The 16398-nt window shown below is 65.6% G+C and carries 13 protein-coding genes and 1 other RNA gene; 7 read left to right on the top strand and 7 right to left on the bottom strand.

The window, feature by feature from the left end:
• Nucleotide 1: 1 nt before the first annotated feature.
• From glnA to HBA99_RS09635, 4 genes are read right to left on the bottom strand one after another with little or no spacing between them, the layout of a single operon-like run.
• Nucleotides 2-1342, bottom strand: a complete 1341-nt coding sequence (glnA, locus tag HBA99_RS09650) for a type I glutamate--ammonia ligase (protein WP_030095418.1) — start codon at nt 1340-1342, stop codon at nt 2-4.
• A gap of 41 nt (nt 1343-1383) precedes the next feature.
• On the bottom strand, nt 1384-2922 hold the full coding sequence (locus HBA99_RS09645) for an alpha/beta hydrolase (RefSeq protein ID WP_070952257.1): 1539 nt from the start codon (nt 2920-2922) through the stop codon (nt 1384-1386).
• 35 nt (nt 2923-2957) lie between these two features.
• Nucleotides 2958-4475 (bottom strand): alpha/beta hydrolase, encoded by a 1518-nt coding sequence (locus HBA99_RS09640; protein WP_070952258.1) that lies wholly within the window; start codon nt 4473-4475, stop codon nt 2958-2960.
• Nucleotides 4476-4500: 25 nt separating this feature from the next.
• On the bottom strand, nt 4501-5874 hold the full coding sequence (locus tag HBA99_RS09635; protein WP_046253358.1) for a WS/DGAT/MGAT family O-acyltransferase: 1374 nt from the start codon (nt 5872-5874) through the stop codon (nt 4501-4503).
• A gap of 173 nt (nt 5875-6047) precedes the next feature.
• Here HBA99_RS09635 and panB point away from each other — a divergent pair, with 173 nt between their 5' ends.
• A complete protein-coding gene (gene panB, locus HBA99_RS09630) occupies nt 6048-6893 on the top strand; it encodes a 3-methyl-2-oxobutanoate hydroxymethyltransferase (protein ID WP_070951124.1) in 846 nt (281 codons plus the stop codon).
• A gap of 14 nt (nt 6894-6907) precedes the next feature.
• Here the strand turns inward: panB and HBA99_RS09625 are convergent, their stop codons facing one another.
• Nucleotides 6908-8740, bottom strand: a complete 1833-nt coding sequence (locus HBA99_RS09625) for a fatty acyl-AMP ligase (RefSeq protein ID WP_046253357.1) — start codon at nt 8738-8740, stop codon at nt 6908-6910.
• Between the two features lie 272 nt (nt 8741-9012).
• Here HBA99_RS09625 and HBA99_RS09620 point away from each other — a divergent pair, with 272 nt between their 5' ends.
• On the top strand, nt 9013-10476 hold the full coding sequence (locus HBA99_RS09620; protein ID WP_046253356.1) for a CYTH and CHAD domain-containing protein: 1464 nt from the start codon (nt 9013-9015) through the stop codon (nt 10474-10476).
• Here HBA99_RS09620 and HBA99_RS09615 read toward each other — a convergent pair whose 3' ends face one another.
• Both HBA99_RS09615 and rnpB read right to left on the bottom strand, forming a co-directional pair.
• The gene (locus HBA99_RS09615) at nt 10477-11901 is read right to left on the bottom strand and encodes an RNB domain-containing ribonuclease (protein ID WP_081347704.1); all 1425 of its coding nucleotides are present in this window, start codon (nt 11899-11901) and stop codon (nt 10477-10479) included.
• Nucleotides 11902-11928: 27 nt separating this feature from the next.
• Nucleotides 11929-12333: RNase P RNA component class A (gene rnpB, locus HBA99_RS09610), an RNA gene on the bottom strand.
• 37 nt (nt 12334-12370) lie between these two features.
• Between rnpB and HBA99_RS09605 the strand changes: the two genes are divergently transcribed.
• From HBA99_RS09605 to HBA99_RS09585, 5 genes are read left to right on the top strand one after another with little or no spacing between them, the layout of a single operon-like run.
• Nucleotides 12371-12754, top strand: a complete 384-nt coding sequence (locus HBA99_RS09605) for a VOC family protein (protein ID WP_070951125.1) — start codon at nt 12371-12373, stop codon at nt 12752-12754.
• A gap of 43 nt (nt 12755-12797) precedes the next feature.
• Complete coding sequence (locus tag HBA99_RS09600; protein WP_070951126.1) at nt 12798-13724, top strand: DUF4129 domain-containing protein; 927 nt, start codon at nt 12798-12800, stop codon at nt 13722-13724.
• Nucleotides 13721-14206 carry a hypothetical protein gene (locus HBA99_RS09595; RefSeq protein ID WP_046253353.1) on the top strand — a complete coding sequence of 162 codons (486 nt, stop codon included), beginning with the start codon at nt 13721-13723 and terminating at the stop codon, nt 14204-14206. Before HBA99_RS09600 ends, HBA99_RS09595 begins: the two co-directional genes overlap by 4 nt.
• Nucleotides 14203-15165 (top strand): AAA family ATPase, encoded by a 963-nt coding sequence (locus tag HBA99_RS09590; protein ID WP_070951127.1) that lies wholly within the window; start codon nt 14203-14205, stop codon nt 15163-15165. Before HBA99_RS09595 ends, HBA99_RS09590 begins: the two co-directional genes overlap by 4 nt.
• Nucleotides 15162-16391: a DUF58 domain-containing protein gene (locus HBA99_RS09585; RefSeq protein WP_070951128.1), complete on the top strand. Its 1230-nt coding sequence runs from the start codon at nt 15162-15164 to the stop codon at nt 16389-16391. The genes HBA99_RS09590 and HBA99_RS09585 overlap by 4 nt, the downstream gene beginning before the upstream one ends.
• The last annotated feature ends 7 nt before the right edge of the window (nt 16392-16398 follow it).

Here is a 16398-nt window from a genome sequence, read left to right as displayed (position 1 = left end):
CTCAGAGACCCAAGTAGGCCCGCAGCTCGAACGGGGTCACATTGCTTCGGTAACGCGCCCACTCGGCCCGCTTGTTACGGAGGAAGAAGTCGAAGACATGCTCCCCCAAGGCTTCTGCCACCAGCTCGGAACGCTCCATGGCAATGAGCGCGTTCTCCAGGGTGCTGGGCAATTCCTTGTAGCCCATGGCTTGACGCTCGGCGCGGGTCAGGCCCCAGACATCGTCCTCGGCCTCGGGCCCCAGCGTGTAGCCCTGCTCCACACCGCGCAGTCCGGCGGCCAGCAGCACCGCGTAGGTCAGGTACGGGTTGCAGGCCGAGTCGGGGCTGCGCACCTCGATGCGGCGTGAGGACGACTTATTGGGCGTGTACATCGGCACCCGGACCAGCGCCGAGCGGTTGGCCGCGCCCCAGGATGCCGCCGTCGGGGCCTCGCCGCCCTGCACCAGCCGCTTGTAGGAGTTCACCCACTGGTTGGTAACGGCACTGATCTCGTTGGCGTGCTCCAGGATTCCGGCGATGAACGACTTTCCGACGGTGGACAGCTGCAGCGGGTCGTCGGGGTTGTGGAAGGCGTTGGTATCGCCCTCGAACAGGCTCATGTGGGTGTGCATCGCGCTGCCGGGGTGATCGCTGAACGGCTTGGGCATGAAGGTGGCATGCACGCCGTCGATGATCGCCACTTCCTTGACCACGTTGCGGAAGGTCATCACGTTGTCGGCCATGGACAGCGCGTCTGCGTAGCGCAGGTCGATCTCCTGCTGGCCGGGCGCGCCCTCGTGGTGGCTGAATTCCACGGAGATGCCCATGGATTCGAGCGCATCGATGGCGTGGCGCCGGAAGTTCGGTGCCGCCTCGTGCACGGCCTGGTCGAAGTATCCGGCGTCATCGGCCGGGATGGGCGCCGAGCCGTCATCGGGCATGTTCTTCAGCAGGAAGAACTCGATCTCCGGGTGCACGTAGCAGGAGAAGCCCAAATCGCTTGCCTTGGCGAGCTGGCGGCGCAGCACATGCCGCGGGTCCGACCAGGACGGCGATCCGTCCGGCAGCTTGATATCGCAGAACATGCGTGCCGAGTGGTGCTTACCGGCGCTGGTGGTCCAGGGCAGCACCTGAAACGTCGACGGATCGGGGTGCGCGACGGTGTCCGACTCGGAGACGCGGGCGAAGCCCTCGATGGACGAACCGTCGAAGCCGATGCCCTCCTCGAACGCGCCCTCGAGTTCGGCGGGTGCGATCGACACGCTCTTGAGGTAACCGAGCACATCGGTAAACCACAGCCGGACGAAACGGATATCTCGTTCTTCCAGCGTGCGCAGCACGAATTCCTTCTGACGATCCATGGTCAGAGGCTATTACATCCGGCCTAGACGAGCACGGATGCTCAGCACCGCAAGTCCTTGGGGGGCACGATGTCGTCCACGAAGTAGCGCGTGACGGCTTCGTCGACGCATGCCTCGCCGTTGAACGCGACGGTGTGCTGGGTGCCCTCGTAGCTGATGAGCGATCCGTTCAATTGCTGCGCCAGTGCCACTCCCGCCTCATAGGGGGTGGCCGGGTCGTGGGTCGTGGAGATGACCACCACCGGCGGCAGTCCGGGAGTCGACGGGGTGTGCGGGGATGAGGTCGGCGCTACCGGCCAGAAGGCGCACAGATCACGGGGGGCGTATCCGGTGAAGGTGCCGTAGCTCGAGAACGGCGCCTGTTCGCGCAGTCGTTTGTCTGCGGCCACCCAGGGCGCGGAATCCCTCGGGGTCGGCCCGTCCACGCACCGAATCGAGTTGAAGGCGTCCTGCAGGTTGTCGTAGCGCCCCTGGTCGTCACGCTCCTGGTACTGGTCGGCCAGCCACAGCAAGTCATCGGGTCCGCTGCCGTCGACCAGTCCCGCCAGCCCGGAGGTCAGGTACTTCCAGTACCGCGGCGTGTACATCGCCTGGATGGTGCCGGTGATGGCGTCCTGGTAACTCAGGCCGCGTGGGTCATTGGTCTTCGCGGGCTTGGCCACCAATGGATCGATCAGCTGGTGGAAACGCTTCACGGCCTGCGAGGGGTCGGTCCCCAACGGGCACTTGGGATCCTTGGCGCAGTCGGCGGCGTAGTCGTTGAACGCCACCTGGAATCCGGTCATCTGCCGCACGTTGGACTCCACGGGGTCGATGGTCGGGTCGATCGCACCGTCCAGGACCATCGTGCGCACATTCTGCGGGAAGTACTCGGCGTACTGGGTGCCCAGCTCGGTGCCATAGGAGTAGCCCAGGTAATTCAGCTTGCTGTCGCCGACTGCCGCCCTGATGATGTCCATATCCCTTGCCGCCGACGCGGTTCCGGCGTTGGCGAGAAAGTCCAGCCCCATCCGCTGCGCGCATTCGTTGACGTATTGGCGGTACACGTCCTCGATGTGAGCGACTCCGGCCTGGCTGTAGTCGGCCAGCGGTTCCTTGCGGAAGGCATCGAATTCGGCATCGGTGCGGCACCGCAGGGTCGGTGTCGAGCCGCCGACACCGCGTGGGTCGAATCCGACGATGTCGAAGCTCTGCCCGATCGCGGCGTCACCCAGCTTGGCGCCCATACCGGCCGCCAGGTCCACGCCCGATCCCCCGGGACCGCCGGGGTTGACCAGCAGTGCGCCGATGCGCTTGCCGGTGGCGGGCACCTTGAGCACGGCCAGCTCGGCGACCGCGCCCATCAGCTTGTCGTAGCTGACGGGCACCTTCACCTTGGCGCACCGCGCTGTCGGGATGCGGCTGGTGTCGCTGACGAAGCCGTCGCAGCCGCCCCAGACCACCTTCTGGTCGTAGAACGCCTGCAGCGACGGGCTCGGCGCCGGCAGCGGTGCGGCGGCCGCCGGCATGACGGGGCCCACCGAGAACGCAGCCGAGAACACCAAAAGAATCACCGGCAACGCCCGGCGCATCCGCATCATGGGCCACATCGTGCCATGTCGGACGCCAAAAGGGATCAGCAGCGGGCGCCTTCGGCCGGAGTCGTGACCTTGATGAGATATGTCTCCGCCGCTTTGTCGACGCACTGATTCCCGTCAAACACGATGGTGTGCTTGGTCCCCTCGTAGGTCAGCAGGCCTCCGCCGAGCTGTTTGGCCAGCTCAACGCCAGCCTGGTACGGGGTTGCCGGATCGAAGGTGGTGGAGACCACCAGCAGTTTGGGCAGACCGGGCACGTTGATGGGGTGCGGCTTGCTCGTCGGCGGTACCGGCCAGAACGCGCACACTCCCAGCGGCGCGTTCCCGGTGAATTGGCCATAGTCCTGGAACGGTGCCACCTCGCGGATGCGGCGGTCCTTCTCGACGGCCTTGGCACGGTCGGTCTCCGGCGGCTCGTCGACACAGTTGATGGCGGTCTGCGCGTCCTGCGCGTGGCTGTAGTGCCCCTCTTCATCGCGCTTCATGTACGCGTCGGCGAGCAGCTGCAGGATGTCGCCCGAGCCCTCGCTGAGCTGACGCAGCGCCTTGGTGAACGCCTCCCACAACGTGGGTGAGTACATCACCATGATGGTTCCGATGATGGCGTCGCCGTGGGACAGACCGCGGCCGTCCTTGGTCTTGGCCGGGTGATCCACCAGCGGATCGATCATCGCCCGATAGCGCGCGGTCGCCTGCGCGGGGTCGGTCCCCAGCGGGCAGCTCGGGCTCTTGGCGCAGTCGGCCGCGTAGTTGTCGAAAGCCTTTTGGAATCCGGCGATCTGGTCGATATCGGCCTGGGTGGGATCGGCGTTGGGATCGATCACCCCGTCGAGGATGAGTGCCCGCACGTTCTGCGGGAACTGCTCGGCATATGTGGTGCCGATCCGGGTGCCGTACGAGTAGCCCAGGTAGGTCAGCTTCTCGTCGCCGAGGGCGGCGCGGAGCCGGTCCATATCCTTGGCGACGTTCACGGTGCCGACATTGGCGAGGAACTCCAGCCCCACCTTGTCGACGCAGCGCTTCACGAAGTCCTTGGAGTCCTGCTCCATGCGTGCGACGCCCTCGGGGCTGTAGTCGGTGTCGTTCTGCGCGCGCAGGCGATCCACGTCCTGGTCGGAGTTGCACTCCACGGCCGGCGTGGACGACCCGACACCACGCGGATCGAATCCGATGAAGTCGAAGCTGTCACGGATGTCCTTGGGTACCTGCTTGACGATGGCAGTCGCGGCCTCGATGCCCGACTGGCCGGGCCCACCCGGGTTCATCAGCAGCGAGCCGATGCGCTTGCCCTTGGCCGGGTACTTGATGATCGCCAGCCGCGCCTTCGCCCCGTCCGGCTTGGCGTAGTCGACGGGCACCTCGAGTTCCGAGCACACGGTGCTCGCCGGCACCGTGGTGTTTTCCGGCGTGAAGCCGTCACAGTCCCCCCAACTGAGGGTGGTTTCCGACGGCTGAGCCGCCATCGCCTGACCTTCGACTGACCGCACACAACCAGAGACGACGGCTACTACCGAGGCAAGAGCCAATACGGCAGCAACCCGCCGACCACGAAACATCATTCAGCCATGGTGCCAGAAGAGACTAGATCCGAGCCTTCAGCTCCTCGAGCGCCACGCCGAAATCGTCCGTCAGGGTGGAAAGGTCGGGCATCAGATCGGGGCAGGAAATCAGGCCGACGTTGAGTTTCCCGTCCAGCGACATCACCGTGACGGTCAGTGCGGCACCGTGGAAGATCGGACCCAAGGGATACATGCCGACCACCTGGGCACCCAAGAAGTACAGCGGCACTTGGGGTCCCGGCACGTTGGAGACCACCAGGTTGTGGATCACCGGATGCCGGTCGGCCAGCCGGATGCGCGAGTAGACACGCATCGCGGTGCCGAACACGGCGGGTGCCGCGAACTGGCTCCAGTCCTGCAGCAGCGTCGCGCCCAGTACCGCGGTGTGCTCCTTGGCCACCGTGTTGGCATCGGAGATCGCGTTGAGGCGCTCCACCGGGTCGTCCACATTGGTCTCCAGGCGGGAGAACATCCCCGACACCTGGTTGCGGCCCGGGCGGTCGGACTTCTCGTGCACCGACACCGGAACCATGGCCACCAGCGAGCTGTCCGGGAGCTCTCCGCGGTCGTCCAGATACTTGCGCAGTGCACCGGCGCAGATGGCCATCACGACATCGTTGACCTTGACGCCGAAGTGGTTCTTGACCGCGCGGACGTCCTCCAGATCCAGTTGGGCGTAGCCGACGTTGCGGCGGCTGGTGATCGTGGAGTTGAACGAGGTGCGCGGCGCCGAGAACGGTGCCGTCATGGCCTCGCCGCGTTTGGAGCGTTCCAGCCAGGCCGGGATGACTCCGATGGTGGAGGGCAGCAGCTTGGCGAACTTCAGCGGCCGCGACGCCCACTTGATAGCGCCGGTGATCGCGATCTCGAGGCTGTTGGCGCCGCCGACCCCCGGCGCGGGTTCGGGCGCCTGGGCGTCGGGTTCCAGACCGCACAGCGCCGACATCAGGTTGGCGCCGGTGACGCCGTCGACGGAGGCGTGATGCATCTTGGTCATGACCACGAGCCGATTGGTGTCGCCGGTTTCTATGACCCACATTTCCCAGAGCGGCCGGGCACGGTCCAAGGGCAATGACGCGATATGCCCACACATATCGGAGATCTCGGCCTTGCCGCCGGGCGCGGGCAGACCGACGTGGTGCAGGTGCCGATCGATGTCGAAGTCGTCGTCGTCGACCCACACCGGGTGGTCCAGGTTCAGGCGGCTGTCGGCGAGCTTCTCGGTGAATGAGGAGATGCCCTCGACCCGTTCAATGAGCTTCGCTCGCAGTTTCTCGAACGAGTAGCCACCGGGAATGGTCGTGGTGTCTAATTCCAGTACGCCGCACACGTGCATCGGCTGAGTCGGTGTTTCGAGATAGAGAAAACTGGCGTCAAGTCCGGAAAGCCGCTGCATGCGGCCGATGTTAGGCGAGCTGGTGGCCCCTCGTGCCCGAATGCTGCGACCTCAGGTGTGACCAAGTCCACCCGCTCAGTTATTCATCTCCTCGCCGCCCGGTGGCAGACTGAAGATCGTTAGAAACCCAGGGACCCGGATGGGCCTTGAGGAGACGACCGAAAGAGACGCTGATGTCTGAATCTGCCTTGTATGGCGCTGCTTCCGAGACTTCCCAGAAGCCTCGCACCAAGACCCGCGTGCACCACTTGCAGAAGTGGAAGGCCGAGGGCCACAAGTGGTCGATGCTCACCGCGTACGACTACTCGACCGCACGGATTTTCAACGAGGCCGGGATTCCTGTTCTGCTGGTCGGGGATTCGGCCGCCAATGTGGTCTATGGATACGACACCACCGTGCCGATCACCATCGACGAACTGATTCCGTTGGTACGCGGCGTGGTTCGCGGCGCGACGGAGGCACTGGTGGTCGCCGACCTACCCTTCGGCTCGTACGAGGGCGGGGCCGCCCAGGCCCTGGCGAGCGCGACCCGGTTCATGAAGGAAGCCGGCGCGCACGCGGTGAAACTCGAAGGCGGAGAACGCGTTGCCGAGCAGATCGCGACACTGACAGCTGCCGGGATTCCGGTGGTGGCACACATCGGTTTTACCCCGCAGAGCGTGAACAGCCTTGGCGGATACCGGGTTCAGGGCCGCGACGACGCCGCCGCACAGCTCATTCACGATGCCATCGCGGTACAGGAAGCCGGAGCCATCGCCGTGGTGATGGAGATGGTGCCCGCCGAGCTGGCAACACAGATCACCGGCAAGCTCACCATCCCGACCGTCGGCATCGGCGCGGGCCGCGAATGCGACGCCCAGGTCCTGGTGTGGCAGGACATGGCCGGTATGACCAGCGGCAAGACCGCCAAGTTCGTCAAGCAGTTCGGCCAGGTCGGCGCGGAATTGCGCAAGGCCGCCGAGCAGTATGCCGATGAGGTGGCGCGCGGGGCGTTCCCCGCTCCCGAGCACAGCTACTGACAGATCACGCCAAGCTAGGCGCGCACGCCGAGTTTGTTGTCCAGGTATTCCTGGCGGCAGGCTCGGCGTGCGAGCTTTCCGCTGGTGGTACGCGGTATGGCGCCTGCCTGAACCAGCTGGATGTCCGCGATGGGCAGGTTGTGCCGCCGTGAGACAGCCGCCCGAATGGCATCGACGATGGGCTCCGGTGCCGCGCGGCCCGCGCCGGCCGCGCGCTCGGCCACGATGACCAACCGCTCCCCCGTGCCATTGCCCTGGTCGACGCCGGGGGGCAGCTCGTTCGCGGGCGCCGAAAACGCCGCCACAAAACCGTGTCGCACCGCGGGTGAGGCTTCCTCGACGGTGGCCTCGATGTCCTGCGGATAGTGGTTGCGGCCATCGATGATGACCAGGTCTTTGACCCGTCCGGTGATGTACAGCTCACCGTCGAGGTACACACCGAGGTCTCCGGTGCGGAACCAGGTAGCGCCGGGCTCGGTGCCGGTGGCATGGCTGCCTTGGTCGAGTCGGGCCTGCAGTTTGTTACGGAACGAGAAGTCGGTTTCCTTGGGCCTGCCCCAGTAGCCGCGCCCGATGTTGTCACCGTGCAGCCAGATTTCACCGACCTCGCCGTCGACCAGCTCGGTGTCAGCATTGGGGTTGACGATCACCGCCCACTGGCTGCGCGAGATCTTGCCGCAGGACACCTGCGGAACCGCATGCTCATCGTCGGACTCGACCCGGACGGCACGCCCGTTGCCCAGCTCCCTGCGGTCCAGGTACACCACCGACGCTTCGGCGTCGGAGGGAATGGTGGAAACGAACAGCGTCGCCTCCGCCATGCCGTAGGAGGGCTTGATGGTCGTCGGCGGCAGCCCGTAGGGGCCGAAGGCGTCGTTGAACTTGCGGATCGAGGAGATGCTCACCGGCTCGGATCCGTTGATCAGGCCCGCGACGTTGCTCAGATCGAGTTCCTCGTTGTCCTTGGGCAGACCACGCTCGGCGGCCAGCTCGAAGGCGAAGTTCGGTGCGGCGGCGAAGGTTCGGCCCAGGTGCGCCTCAGCGGCAAGTTCCTTGATCCACCGTCCGGGACGCCGCACGAACGACACCGGGGACATCAGCGTGATCCGGCCGCCGCACAGCGGGAACAGGATCATCAGCAGGCCCATGTCGTGGTACAGGGGCAGCCAGCTGACACTGCGGATGCTGTCATCCAGGCCGACCGAGATGATCATCTGCAGAACGTTGGTCATCACCGCACGGTGCGTGATCTCCACACCGGCGGGAACCCGGGTGGATCCGGACGTGTACTGCAGGTATGCGATGTCATCGGTATCCGGTGTGACCTTGACGTAGGTCGCGGCCACCGAATCGGGGACGCTGTCGACCGCGACCACGCGGGGGCGCCGTTCCCGAGGCAGCCCGCGTACGAATCGGCTGACCGATTCCGCGGCGGCATTGTTGGTCAGCACCACCGTCGGCTGCGCATCGGTAAGCACCGAATCGAGCCGCTCGGAGTGGCCAGGAAGTTCCGGAGCAAACAACGGGACCGCAATGTTGCCGGCCTCGATGGCGGCATAGAAACCGATCACATAGTCGATGCCCTGAGGGGCGAGGATCGCGACGCGATCCCCAGGCTTGGTGACTTGCTGCAGCCGTGCCGCTACGGCCTGCGAGCGCTGGCCAAGCTGTGTCCAGTTGAGATCGTTGGGTTCGCCATCGGAGTTCGCATTGAAGTCCAGGTATCGGTACGCGAATGTGTCGCCCAGCTGTTCGACGGCACGCTCAAGGTAGTAGTTGACGGTGTAACCGTCTGGCAAGGTGATAGCACCTTTGCCGTCCAAGTACTCCTCAACGCGTAACTTCATGGTGACCTCGGTCTAGCTGTGAACACGACTGGCGGCCCATAAGGGGGACAATACCGACCAGGCAACACTGACACCCGGCACCACACGCGGTGCTAAACGAATATCGCTTCCCAAATCTGATACCCCGACCTTATGAGAACCCTAAGAGAATCTTAGATTACCCCGTGACGACTCGTGACCATTGTTTACCTGAATGTGGCACCGTGTCGCATACTCGCCTCGCCCGCACACGCTGAGCACCCCGTCCCTTCGACCGTCAGGGCACACCTCTCATGCCATCTCAACACGTCGAGGTCGAGCGGAAGTTCGACGTCACCGACGCGACCATCAGTCCCTCATTCGACGGAATTTCCGCCGTCGCGCGGGTCGAGCTGCAGCCCCAGCAAAATTTGGACGCTGTGTACTTTGACACCTCCGATCAGCGGCTGGCTCAGCACCGGATCACCTTGCGACGCCGTACCGGCGGCACCGACGCCGGATGGCATCTGAAATTGCCCGCCGGACCGGACACCCGAACAGAGCTGCGTCTCCCCCTGAATGAAGGCGATGACGCCGTGCCGGAAGAGCTGCGGGACACCGTGCTCGCGGTCGTGCGCGAGGACGAGCTCGCACCGGTCGCCCGCATCAGCACCGTGCGCACCGTCTCCCAGCTGATCGGTGCTCAGGGCGAGCAGCTCGCCGAATTCTGCGATGACCACGTGACCGCCGCGCGGCTGACGGGTGCGGAGGAAGACTCCGAGCAGAGCTGGCGCGAATGGGAGCTCGAGCTGTCGGAGTTCGGCGACTCCACACTGTTCGACAGGGTCACCGCACGTCTACTGGATGCCGGGGCGGCCCCTGCCGGGCACGGATCAAAGTTGGCTCGCGTTCTTGACGTGCCCAAACGGGAGCGGAAGGGCACGGACTCGATCCAGCGCGCACTGCTCGAACAACTGGATCAGCTGCTCGGCTGGGACCGTGCGGTACGGGTGGACACCGACGATTCGGTGCACCAGATGCGGGTCACCATCCGGCGCATCCGCAGCCTCCTGCAGTCCAATCCCGAGCGCTTCGGTCTGGACGCTAATCCCGAGGCGCTCGATGAGCTCCGCCTGCTCGCCAACATTCTCGGGGTGGCGCGCGACGCAGAGGTACTCGCGCAGCGATATGACGCGGCACTCTCCGAGCTTCCCGAAACACTCATCCGCGGCCCGGTACACGAACGATTGGTAGACGCCGCCAGGCATAACTACGACAACGGGTTGCGCCGGTCGTTGGCGGCGATGCGCAGTCATCGCTACTTCCGGCTGCTCGATTCCCTGGACGCGTTGGTCACCTCCGCCGGACCGGCATCAGACACTCATCACTCGGACGAGGGCGGAACGCTCGATGCCGCGTACCGCAAGGTGCGCCGAGCGGCGCGGGCGGCCGCGCGCGCCGAGGGCGAGTACCGCGACGAGGCCCTCCATCGCATCCGCAAGTCGGCCAAACGGTTGCGCTATGTGGCCAGCGCAGAGGGCGCCAAGCGAGTCTCCCAGGCGGCCAAGGATATTCAGGAACTACTGGGTGAGCATCAGGACAGCACGGTGAGTCGCGCCTATCTCGCCACGCAGGCCAACGAGGCGCACGCCGCCGGCGAGGACACCTTCACTTACGGGGTGCTGTACCAGCGCGAGCACGATGCCGCCGAGACCGCACGCCATCAGGTGGAGGCAACGCTCAAGGCACTCCGCAAGGCCGTGCGTCACAAAAAGTGATCAGCTGCCCTCTGCCGGGAAGCCGAACAGCACGGTCCGGGTGTCCGGATCTGCTTCACGCAGGGTGAGTTTCGCGCGCTGCCCCTCGGGCGGATCTCCCTGGCAGCGGGCGAGGATGGGCGGATCGGTCACGAAGACCTCTGCGAATCGTTTCTTTTCGGCACCTCGTAGCACCGCCGAATCGAAGGTCTGCCCCTTCTGCGGGGCAAGCACGGTGGCCTCGGTGAGATCCACGCACGCCTGTTCCACCTTGTTGGCCAGCGTATTCGAGGTCAGCAGCGATGATCTGACATCCGACAGAGCGTCGCGCGCCCACTGCGGCACCGGCGAGTCGGCCGACAGTGCCAGGCAGATTTCGGTGACGAACCGGTCCCCCAGCCGTCGCAGCGGTGCGGTCACGTGCGCGTAGGGGGCAGCGATGCCCGCATGTCCCGCGGCCTGATCGTCCGGCCGGTTTCCGTCGAACACCAGATAGGAAGCGCCCCGCAGGAGCGTGGTGGCCTGTGTCATCATCGCCAATGTTGTTGTGGCACAGGGATCGAGTGCGGCCAGCTGGGCCCCGATCGGGGTGTCGTTTGTCCAGGGCAGCCCCAGCGCCTCGGCGGTGCGACGCATCCACCGGCGTACGTCGCCGTCTGCGGGCGGCAGCGTACGCAGCATGCCGATGCCGCCGTCGAGCATGATCTGCGCCGCGCAGATCCCGGTGAGCAGCGATATCTGCGCGTTCCAGCCATCGGTGTCGGTGCGCGCCTCGATCGCCAGCTCCCAGTCGCCGCTGGGGCCGCGCACCACTTCCTGCGCGGGCAGATTCAGCTCGATGGCACCCCGCGCGAGACCGAGGTCTCTTCTCTTACGGCCGAACTCAGGGAGCAGGGCAATCGAGGGGTGCGGATTGCCGGCGTCGGCCGCGTCCTGGGCCTCCCGGTAGGTCAGCTGTCGCACGGATTTCACCAGGGCGCGTTGGACGCTCCAGCTGACCGGATTGGCAGCGGCATCGGTTTCGATGCGCCACAAGGCGGCAGGCCGAATCTCGTTGGGTAGCAGGCTCGCCGAGCCTTCGGAGAACACCAACGGGTGCAGCGGCACCGAGCCATCCGGCAGGTAGATGGTCTCGCCGCGCTGTCGCGCCTCGATGTCCAGCGCGCTGCCGAGCTCGATCTGCGCGGCCACATCGGCGATGGCGTAATGCAGGAGATATCCGTCGGCGGTGCGTTCCAGGTGCAGGGCCTGATCCAGATCGCGCGCTCCGGGTGGGTCGATGGTGACCAGCTCCAGATCGGTGCGGTCGATGCGCTCGGTGTGGTGACGGTCGACGGCCTGGGCGGCGTCGCGCTGCGCGCCGGGGCCGAATTCGGCGGGGAGCGCGAACTCGGCACGAATGCCGTCGAAGCCGAGGTCGCGGGCAACCAGCCGCTTCAACGTCACCACGCCAGAGTAATCCAGGCTAAGAGGCGGGCGAGTTGGCCTGTAAGCCGGATCCTGTTCCGCACAGCCGCGGGCTAGCCGCGGCCGCGCAGCGGCGACCATCCATCTGGGCACACCGTCGCCGGGTACCTCAAGCGGCCTACCCGGAAGCTCGGGCGAGCAGCCCTCGAACACTTCCGCAGCTGTGCAAGCACAACCTTTTGGCCTTGCTTCGGGTGGGGTTTACCGAGCCGAACCGGTCACCCGGTCCGCTGGTGCGCTCTTACCGCACCGTTTCACCCTTACCACCCTTGCGGGTGGCGGTCTGTTTTCTGTGGCACTGTCCCGCGAGTCACCTCGGATTGCCGTTAGCAATCACCCTGCTCTGTGAAGTCCGGACTTTCCTCGGGCCGCGGGATTTCTCCCGTGGCTCGCGGCCGCCCGGCCAACTCGTCCGCGCGGTCATCGTACTCGTGACAAGCTCATCACCATGACGACAACGGCTCGACTGGGCGCGATATCGATCGACTGCACAGATCCGGCGGCGCTGGCCCGGTTCTACCAGCAGGTCCTCGACCTGGAGATCCTGTTCGAAAGCGACGAGTTCGTCGCGGTGAAGGGCGCCGCCGTGCTGTTGACCTTTCAGCGCGTGGCAGACCATCGCGTGCCGGACTGGCCGGCCGGGGCTGTCCCGAAACAACTGCATCTCGAACTGGCGGCAGCAGATCTGGATGCCGAAGAGGCACGCATTCTGGGGCTCGGCGCGACCAAGGCCGAAACCCAGCCGAATCCGGGCGGATGGCGGGTGCTGATCGACCCGGCCGGTCACCCCTTCTGCATTACGAACCTCATTCCCGAGGGCACCAATTCGTGACCGTCTGCTGACGCGAACGACCCTCTACATGTGACGATGAGGCATGAACAGTGACAACAGACTGTTCTTGCGAGCGAGCGGGCTCATCGTCCTGGTCGCGCTATCGGTTGTCGCACTGCGCAGCTACCTGCCGCCGGACACGAAGGTGCTCCCCCGGCCCGAGGAACCTCGCGATGAGCCACACTCAATAGCGTTGCAGCTCTTGTTATGTGGTGTCGCAGCCATACTTATCTTGTTGAGCCTGCGCAGGCGCCGCACCGGCATGCCGGTGCCGACCGAGAGCCCGTCGTATTTACGGTTTCGAGGTTTGACTCGGCGCGAGGCCCTCATTGCGGCCGCCAGTGCGCTTGTCTTGGTGGGTGCGGTGTGGATGTCCCTCTATCTGAGCAGGCCGACCGGTAATCCTCCGGTGCGCGAATCCGTTCCCGGCACTTCCGCGCCAAGCCGGCCCGCGGACGCCCCGACGCGCAAGGCACCCGGTGATGTGCCGGAACGGGACGAGCCCGGAATGCCCATGGTGATCCTGGGCGTGGTCTTGATCGGTATCGCTGTCATGGTTTTCGTATTGCGACGCAATGACCCGGACACCGTGGATGCCGACGGCGATCCTCCCGGGAAATCCGCGGCCGCCGATGCCACACCGGGATCCCTGGCCCACCTCGTTGAACTCGGTCTCGCCGAGGTGGCCGAACCGGGGCGCGATCCGCGCGCATCCATCATCGCCTGCTACGCGGCCATGGAGCAGGGGCTCACCGCCGCGCCCGAGGCAGCACCCCTTGCCTCGGATACCCCGTCAGAAGTCCTGCAGCGAGCGGTCCATCTTGGTGCCCTGCAATCGCAGGCCGGCACTCAGCTTGTCTCGCTCTTTTCGGAGGCCCGATTCAGCCCGCACCGGATGACGCAGACCGATCGTGAATCCGCGGTGCGATGGCTGCAGACCGTGTTGGACGACCTGCGGAGTAGGCCATGAAGTGGCTCGCGACCGCTGTACTGCTGATGGTGATCGTGGCCGAGGCCTGTGTGGCTGCCAGCCCACTGCGCGCGCACACTCTTGCGATCACCGGCGCGGTGGTTGCCGTCGCTCTCTATCTGCTGTGGAGGCAGCTGCACAGTGCGCCTGGGCCTAAGCCGTTGCCTTCGGCCAGTCTTGCGGCCGACGAGACCTTGTACCGATGGCTAGCACGGGCCGAGGCGAGGATCAGCTGGGCCGAGCGGACCCGCGGCGACTGGGATCGGCACCTGCGCCCGTTGATCGCGGCCGACTTCGCGATGGCGGCGGGTCATCGACAGTCGAAAGATCGCGCCGCACTTGCCGAGACCGGCCGCGTGACGTTTGGCCCCGAGTTGTGGCGTTGGGTCGATCCGAACGGCGCCTCGCATGTTGACCGCGCCGAGCCCGCCCCCGGCCGTGCGGTATTGCAATCGATACTCGAACGCTTGGAGCAGATGTGACGACACTTCCGGTTTCCGTCGCGACCCAGCACGCGGATGCGGTGCTGACCGAGATCGAGCGGATGGTAGTCGGGAAACGCGATGCGTTGCAACTGATTCTGCTGACAATCCTCGCGCGCGGGCATGTCCTCATCGAAGATCTGCCGGGCCTGGGCAAGACGCTGATCGCCCGGTCGTTCGCGGCCGCGCTGGGACTCGAATTCGCCCGGGTGCAATTCACTCCCGATCTGCTGCCTGCGGATCTGCTGGGCTCCACGATCTACGACATGTCATCCGGGCGGTTCGAGTTTCGGACCGGACCGATCTTCACGAATCTCCTGCTGGCGGACGAGATCAACCGAACCCCACCGAAGACGCAATCGGCACTGTTGGAGGCCATGGCGGAGGGTCAGGTCAGCATCGACGGTGAAACTCGCCGACTGCCAGCACCTTTCGTGGTGCTGGCAACGGACAATCCCATCGAGTACGAGGGAACCTATCCGCTGCCCGAGGCGCAGCTGGACCGATTCGCGATCCGGCTGCAATTGGGATACCTCAGCGAGGATCTCGAGATTGAGATGCTGCAGCGTCGATTGAGCCGGGGATCGGCACAGCCGACGGTCTCACAGGTGATCGCCGCCGAAGACCTTGTCATGATGCGGGAAGCCGTGGAGCACGTTTCGGTGCATCCGGACGTGCTTCGTTACATTGTCGCGCTGGCCGCCGCGACGCGCACGCACTCACATGTCGAGGTGGGCGCCAGTCCGCGCGCCGAGCTGGATCTGGTGCAGATGTCGCGGGCCCGCGCCATGCTGCTGGGCCGCGACTTTGTGATACCTGAGGACGTCAAGGCGCTTGCGGTGCCCGCGGTGGCGCACCGGATCAGTCTGCGCCCCGAGATGTGGGTGCGCCGCATCACCGGTGCACATGTGGTCGACGAGCTGCTGCACCGGCTACCGGTACCGCGAGCGTCGGGATGACCAGTTGGCGCGCATCTCCGTTGGTGTCGGTGCTGGCGGCATGCGCCGGCATCGCGTTGACGCTGGCGATGGTGACGGGCAGGTGGCAGCTGGCCGTTTTCGCGGCGCCGCTCATCGGTGTGCTCGTCGGCGCAGCCAAACTGCCCGTACCCGCGCGGGTATGGGTCCGCGACGAGTCAGAAACGTTACGGTGCTTGGAGTCTGAGACGGTGACAATCACCGCGTCGGCGGGGGCTGCCGAACCGGCGGTGGTGCGTCGGCTGCGCGCGGTGCCGGTCGACGGTCTACAGATCGAGGTGGATAAGGCGACAACGCCCAGCCAGGTGACGATGCGTGTGTCGGCGCAACGCTGGGGCCGGTACACCCTTGCGGTTGAGGTTCAGACGCTCTCGGTTTCCGGGCTGTGGGTCGGGGCTCCGGTGACTCTGCCCGTGGCCGAGCTGCGGGTATATCCCTTGGCAGATCCGCAGGACATCACGCTGCCGCCCGCCGACCTTCCGGACCTCATCGGCACGCATCTCACGCGTCATCACGGCCCCGGCGTCGAGTACGCCGATATTCGCGAGTATGTCCCGGGTGACTCACTGCGCACGGTCAATTGGCGGGTCAGTGCGCGGCGGGGCCAGTTGCACGTCACCGACCGACTCACCGATCGAGCCGCCGACGTAGTCGTTCTGATTGACACCTACCCTCAACCCTCGGGCCCGGCGACGGTGGCGACGGAGCGGTCCGCACGCGGCGCCGCCCAGCTGGTGCAATCGGTGTTGCAGCGCGGCGACCGGGCGGGCGTGGTCTTGCTGGGCAGTGCCCCGCGATGGCTTACCCCCGATATCGGTCGCCATCAGTTCTATCGCCTGCTTGACGCCATTCTCGATGCCGGAGAGTGGCATGCGCACAGCACCAGTGCACTTGCCCCGCGCGCCGCCGTGCCACCCAACGCGATCGTGGTGGCATTTTCCACCCTGCTGAACGCCGATTTCGGGCTGGCACTGACCGACCTTCGACGGCGCGGGCACCCGGTCCTGGTCGTCGACGTGCTCGACCACTCCCCCTTTCGTGAAGAACCTGATCCGATCGTCGCCCGCTGGTGGCGGTTGGAACGCTCACGGATGTACCGCAATATCGCCGTCACGGGAGTCGACGTGGTCGGCTGGAGCCACGACTCCGGACTCAACCACGCCATGCACATGCTGCCGCGGCGCCCGCGAGTGGGACGACGCCGGTGAAAGCGGG

The organism is Mycobacteroides chelonae (assembly GCF_016767715.1).
In the GTDB taxonomy this organism is placed as follows: domain Bacteria; phylum Actinomycetota; class Actinomycetes; order Mycobacteriales; family Mycobacteriaceae; genus Mycobacterium; species Mycobacterium gwanakae.
The sequence above is the reverse complement of the archived record's forward strand: the minus strand, read 5'-3'. Positions and strand labels throughout refer to the sequence as shown.

Bases quoted from the DNA above. Each gene is read 5' to 3' on its own strand.
- glnA (WP_030095418.1), bottom strand. From the start codon at position 1,342: ATGGATCGTCAGAAGGAATTCGTGCTGCGCACGCTGGAAGAACGAGAT.
- HBA99_RS09645 (WP_070952257.1), bottom strand. From the start codon at position 2,922: ATGATGCGGATGCGCCGGGCGTTGCCGGTGATTCTTTTGGTGTTCTCG.
- HBA99_RS09640 (WP_070952258.1), bottom strand. From the start codon at position 4,475: ATGTTTCGTGGTCGGCGGGTTGCTGCCGTATTGGCTCTTGCCTCGGTA.
- HBA99_RS09635 (WP_046253358.1), bottom strand. From the start codon at position 5,874: ATGCAGCGGCTTTCCGGACTTGACGCCAGTTTTCTCTATCTCGAAACA.
- panB (WP_070951124.1), top strand. From the start codon at position 6,048: ATGTCTGAATCTGCCTTGTATGGCGCTGCTTCCGAGACTTCCCAGAAG.
- HBA99_RS09625 (WP_046253357.1), bottom strand. From the start codon at position 8,740: ATGAAGTTACGCGTTGAGGAGTACTTGGACGGCAAAGGTGCTATCACC.
- HBA99_RS09620 (WP_046253356.1), top strand. From the start codon at position 9,013: ATGCCATCTCAACACGTCGAGGTCGAGCGGAAGTTCGACGTCACCGAC.
- HBA99_RS09605 (WP_070951125.1), top strand. From the start codon at position 12,371: ATGACGACAACGGCTCGACTGGGCGCGATATCGATCGACTGCACAGAT.
- HBA99_RS09600 (WP_070951126.1), top strand. From the start codon at position 12,798: ATGAACAGTGACAACAGACTGTTCTTGCGAGCGAGCGGGCTCATCGTC.
- HBA99_RS09595 (WP_046253353.1), top strand. From the start codon at position 13,721: ATGAAGTGGCTCGCGACCGCTGTACTGCTGATGGTGATCGTGGCCGAG.
- HBA99_RS09585 (WP_070951128.1), top strand. From the start codon at position 15,162: ATGACCAGTTGGCGCGCATCTCCGTTGGTGTCGGTGCTGGCGGCATGC.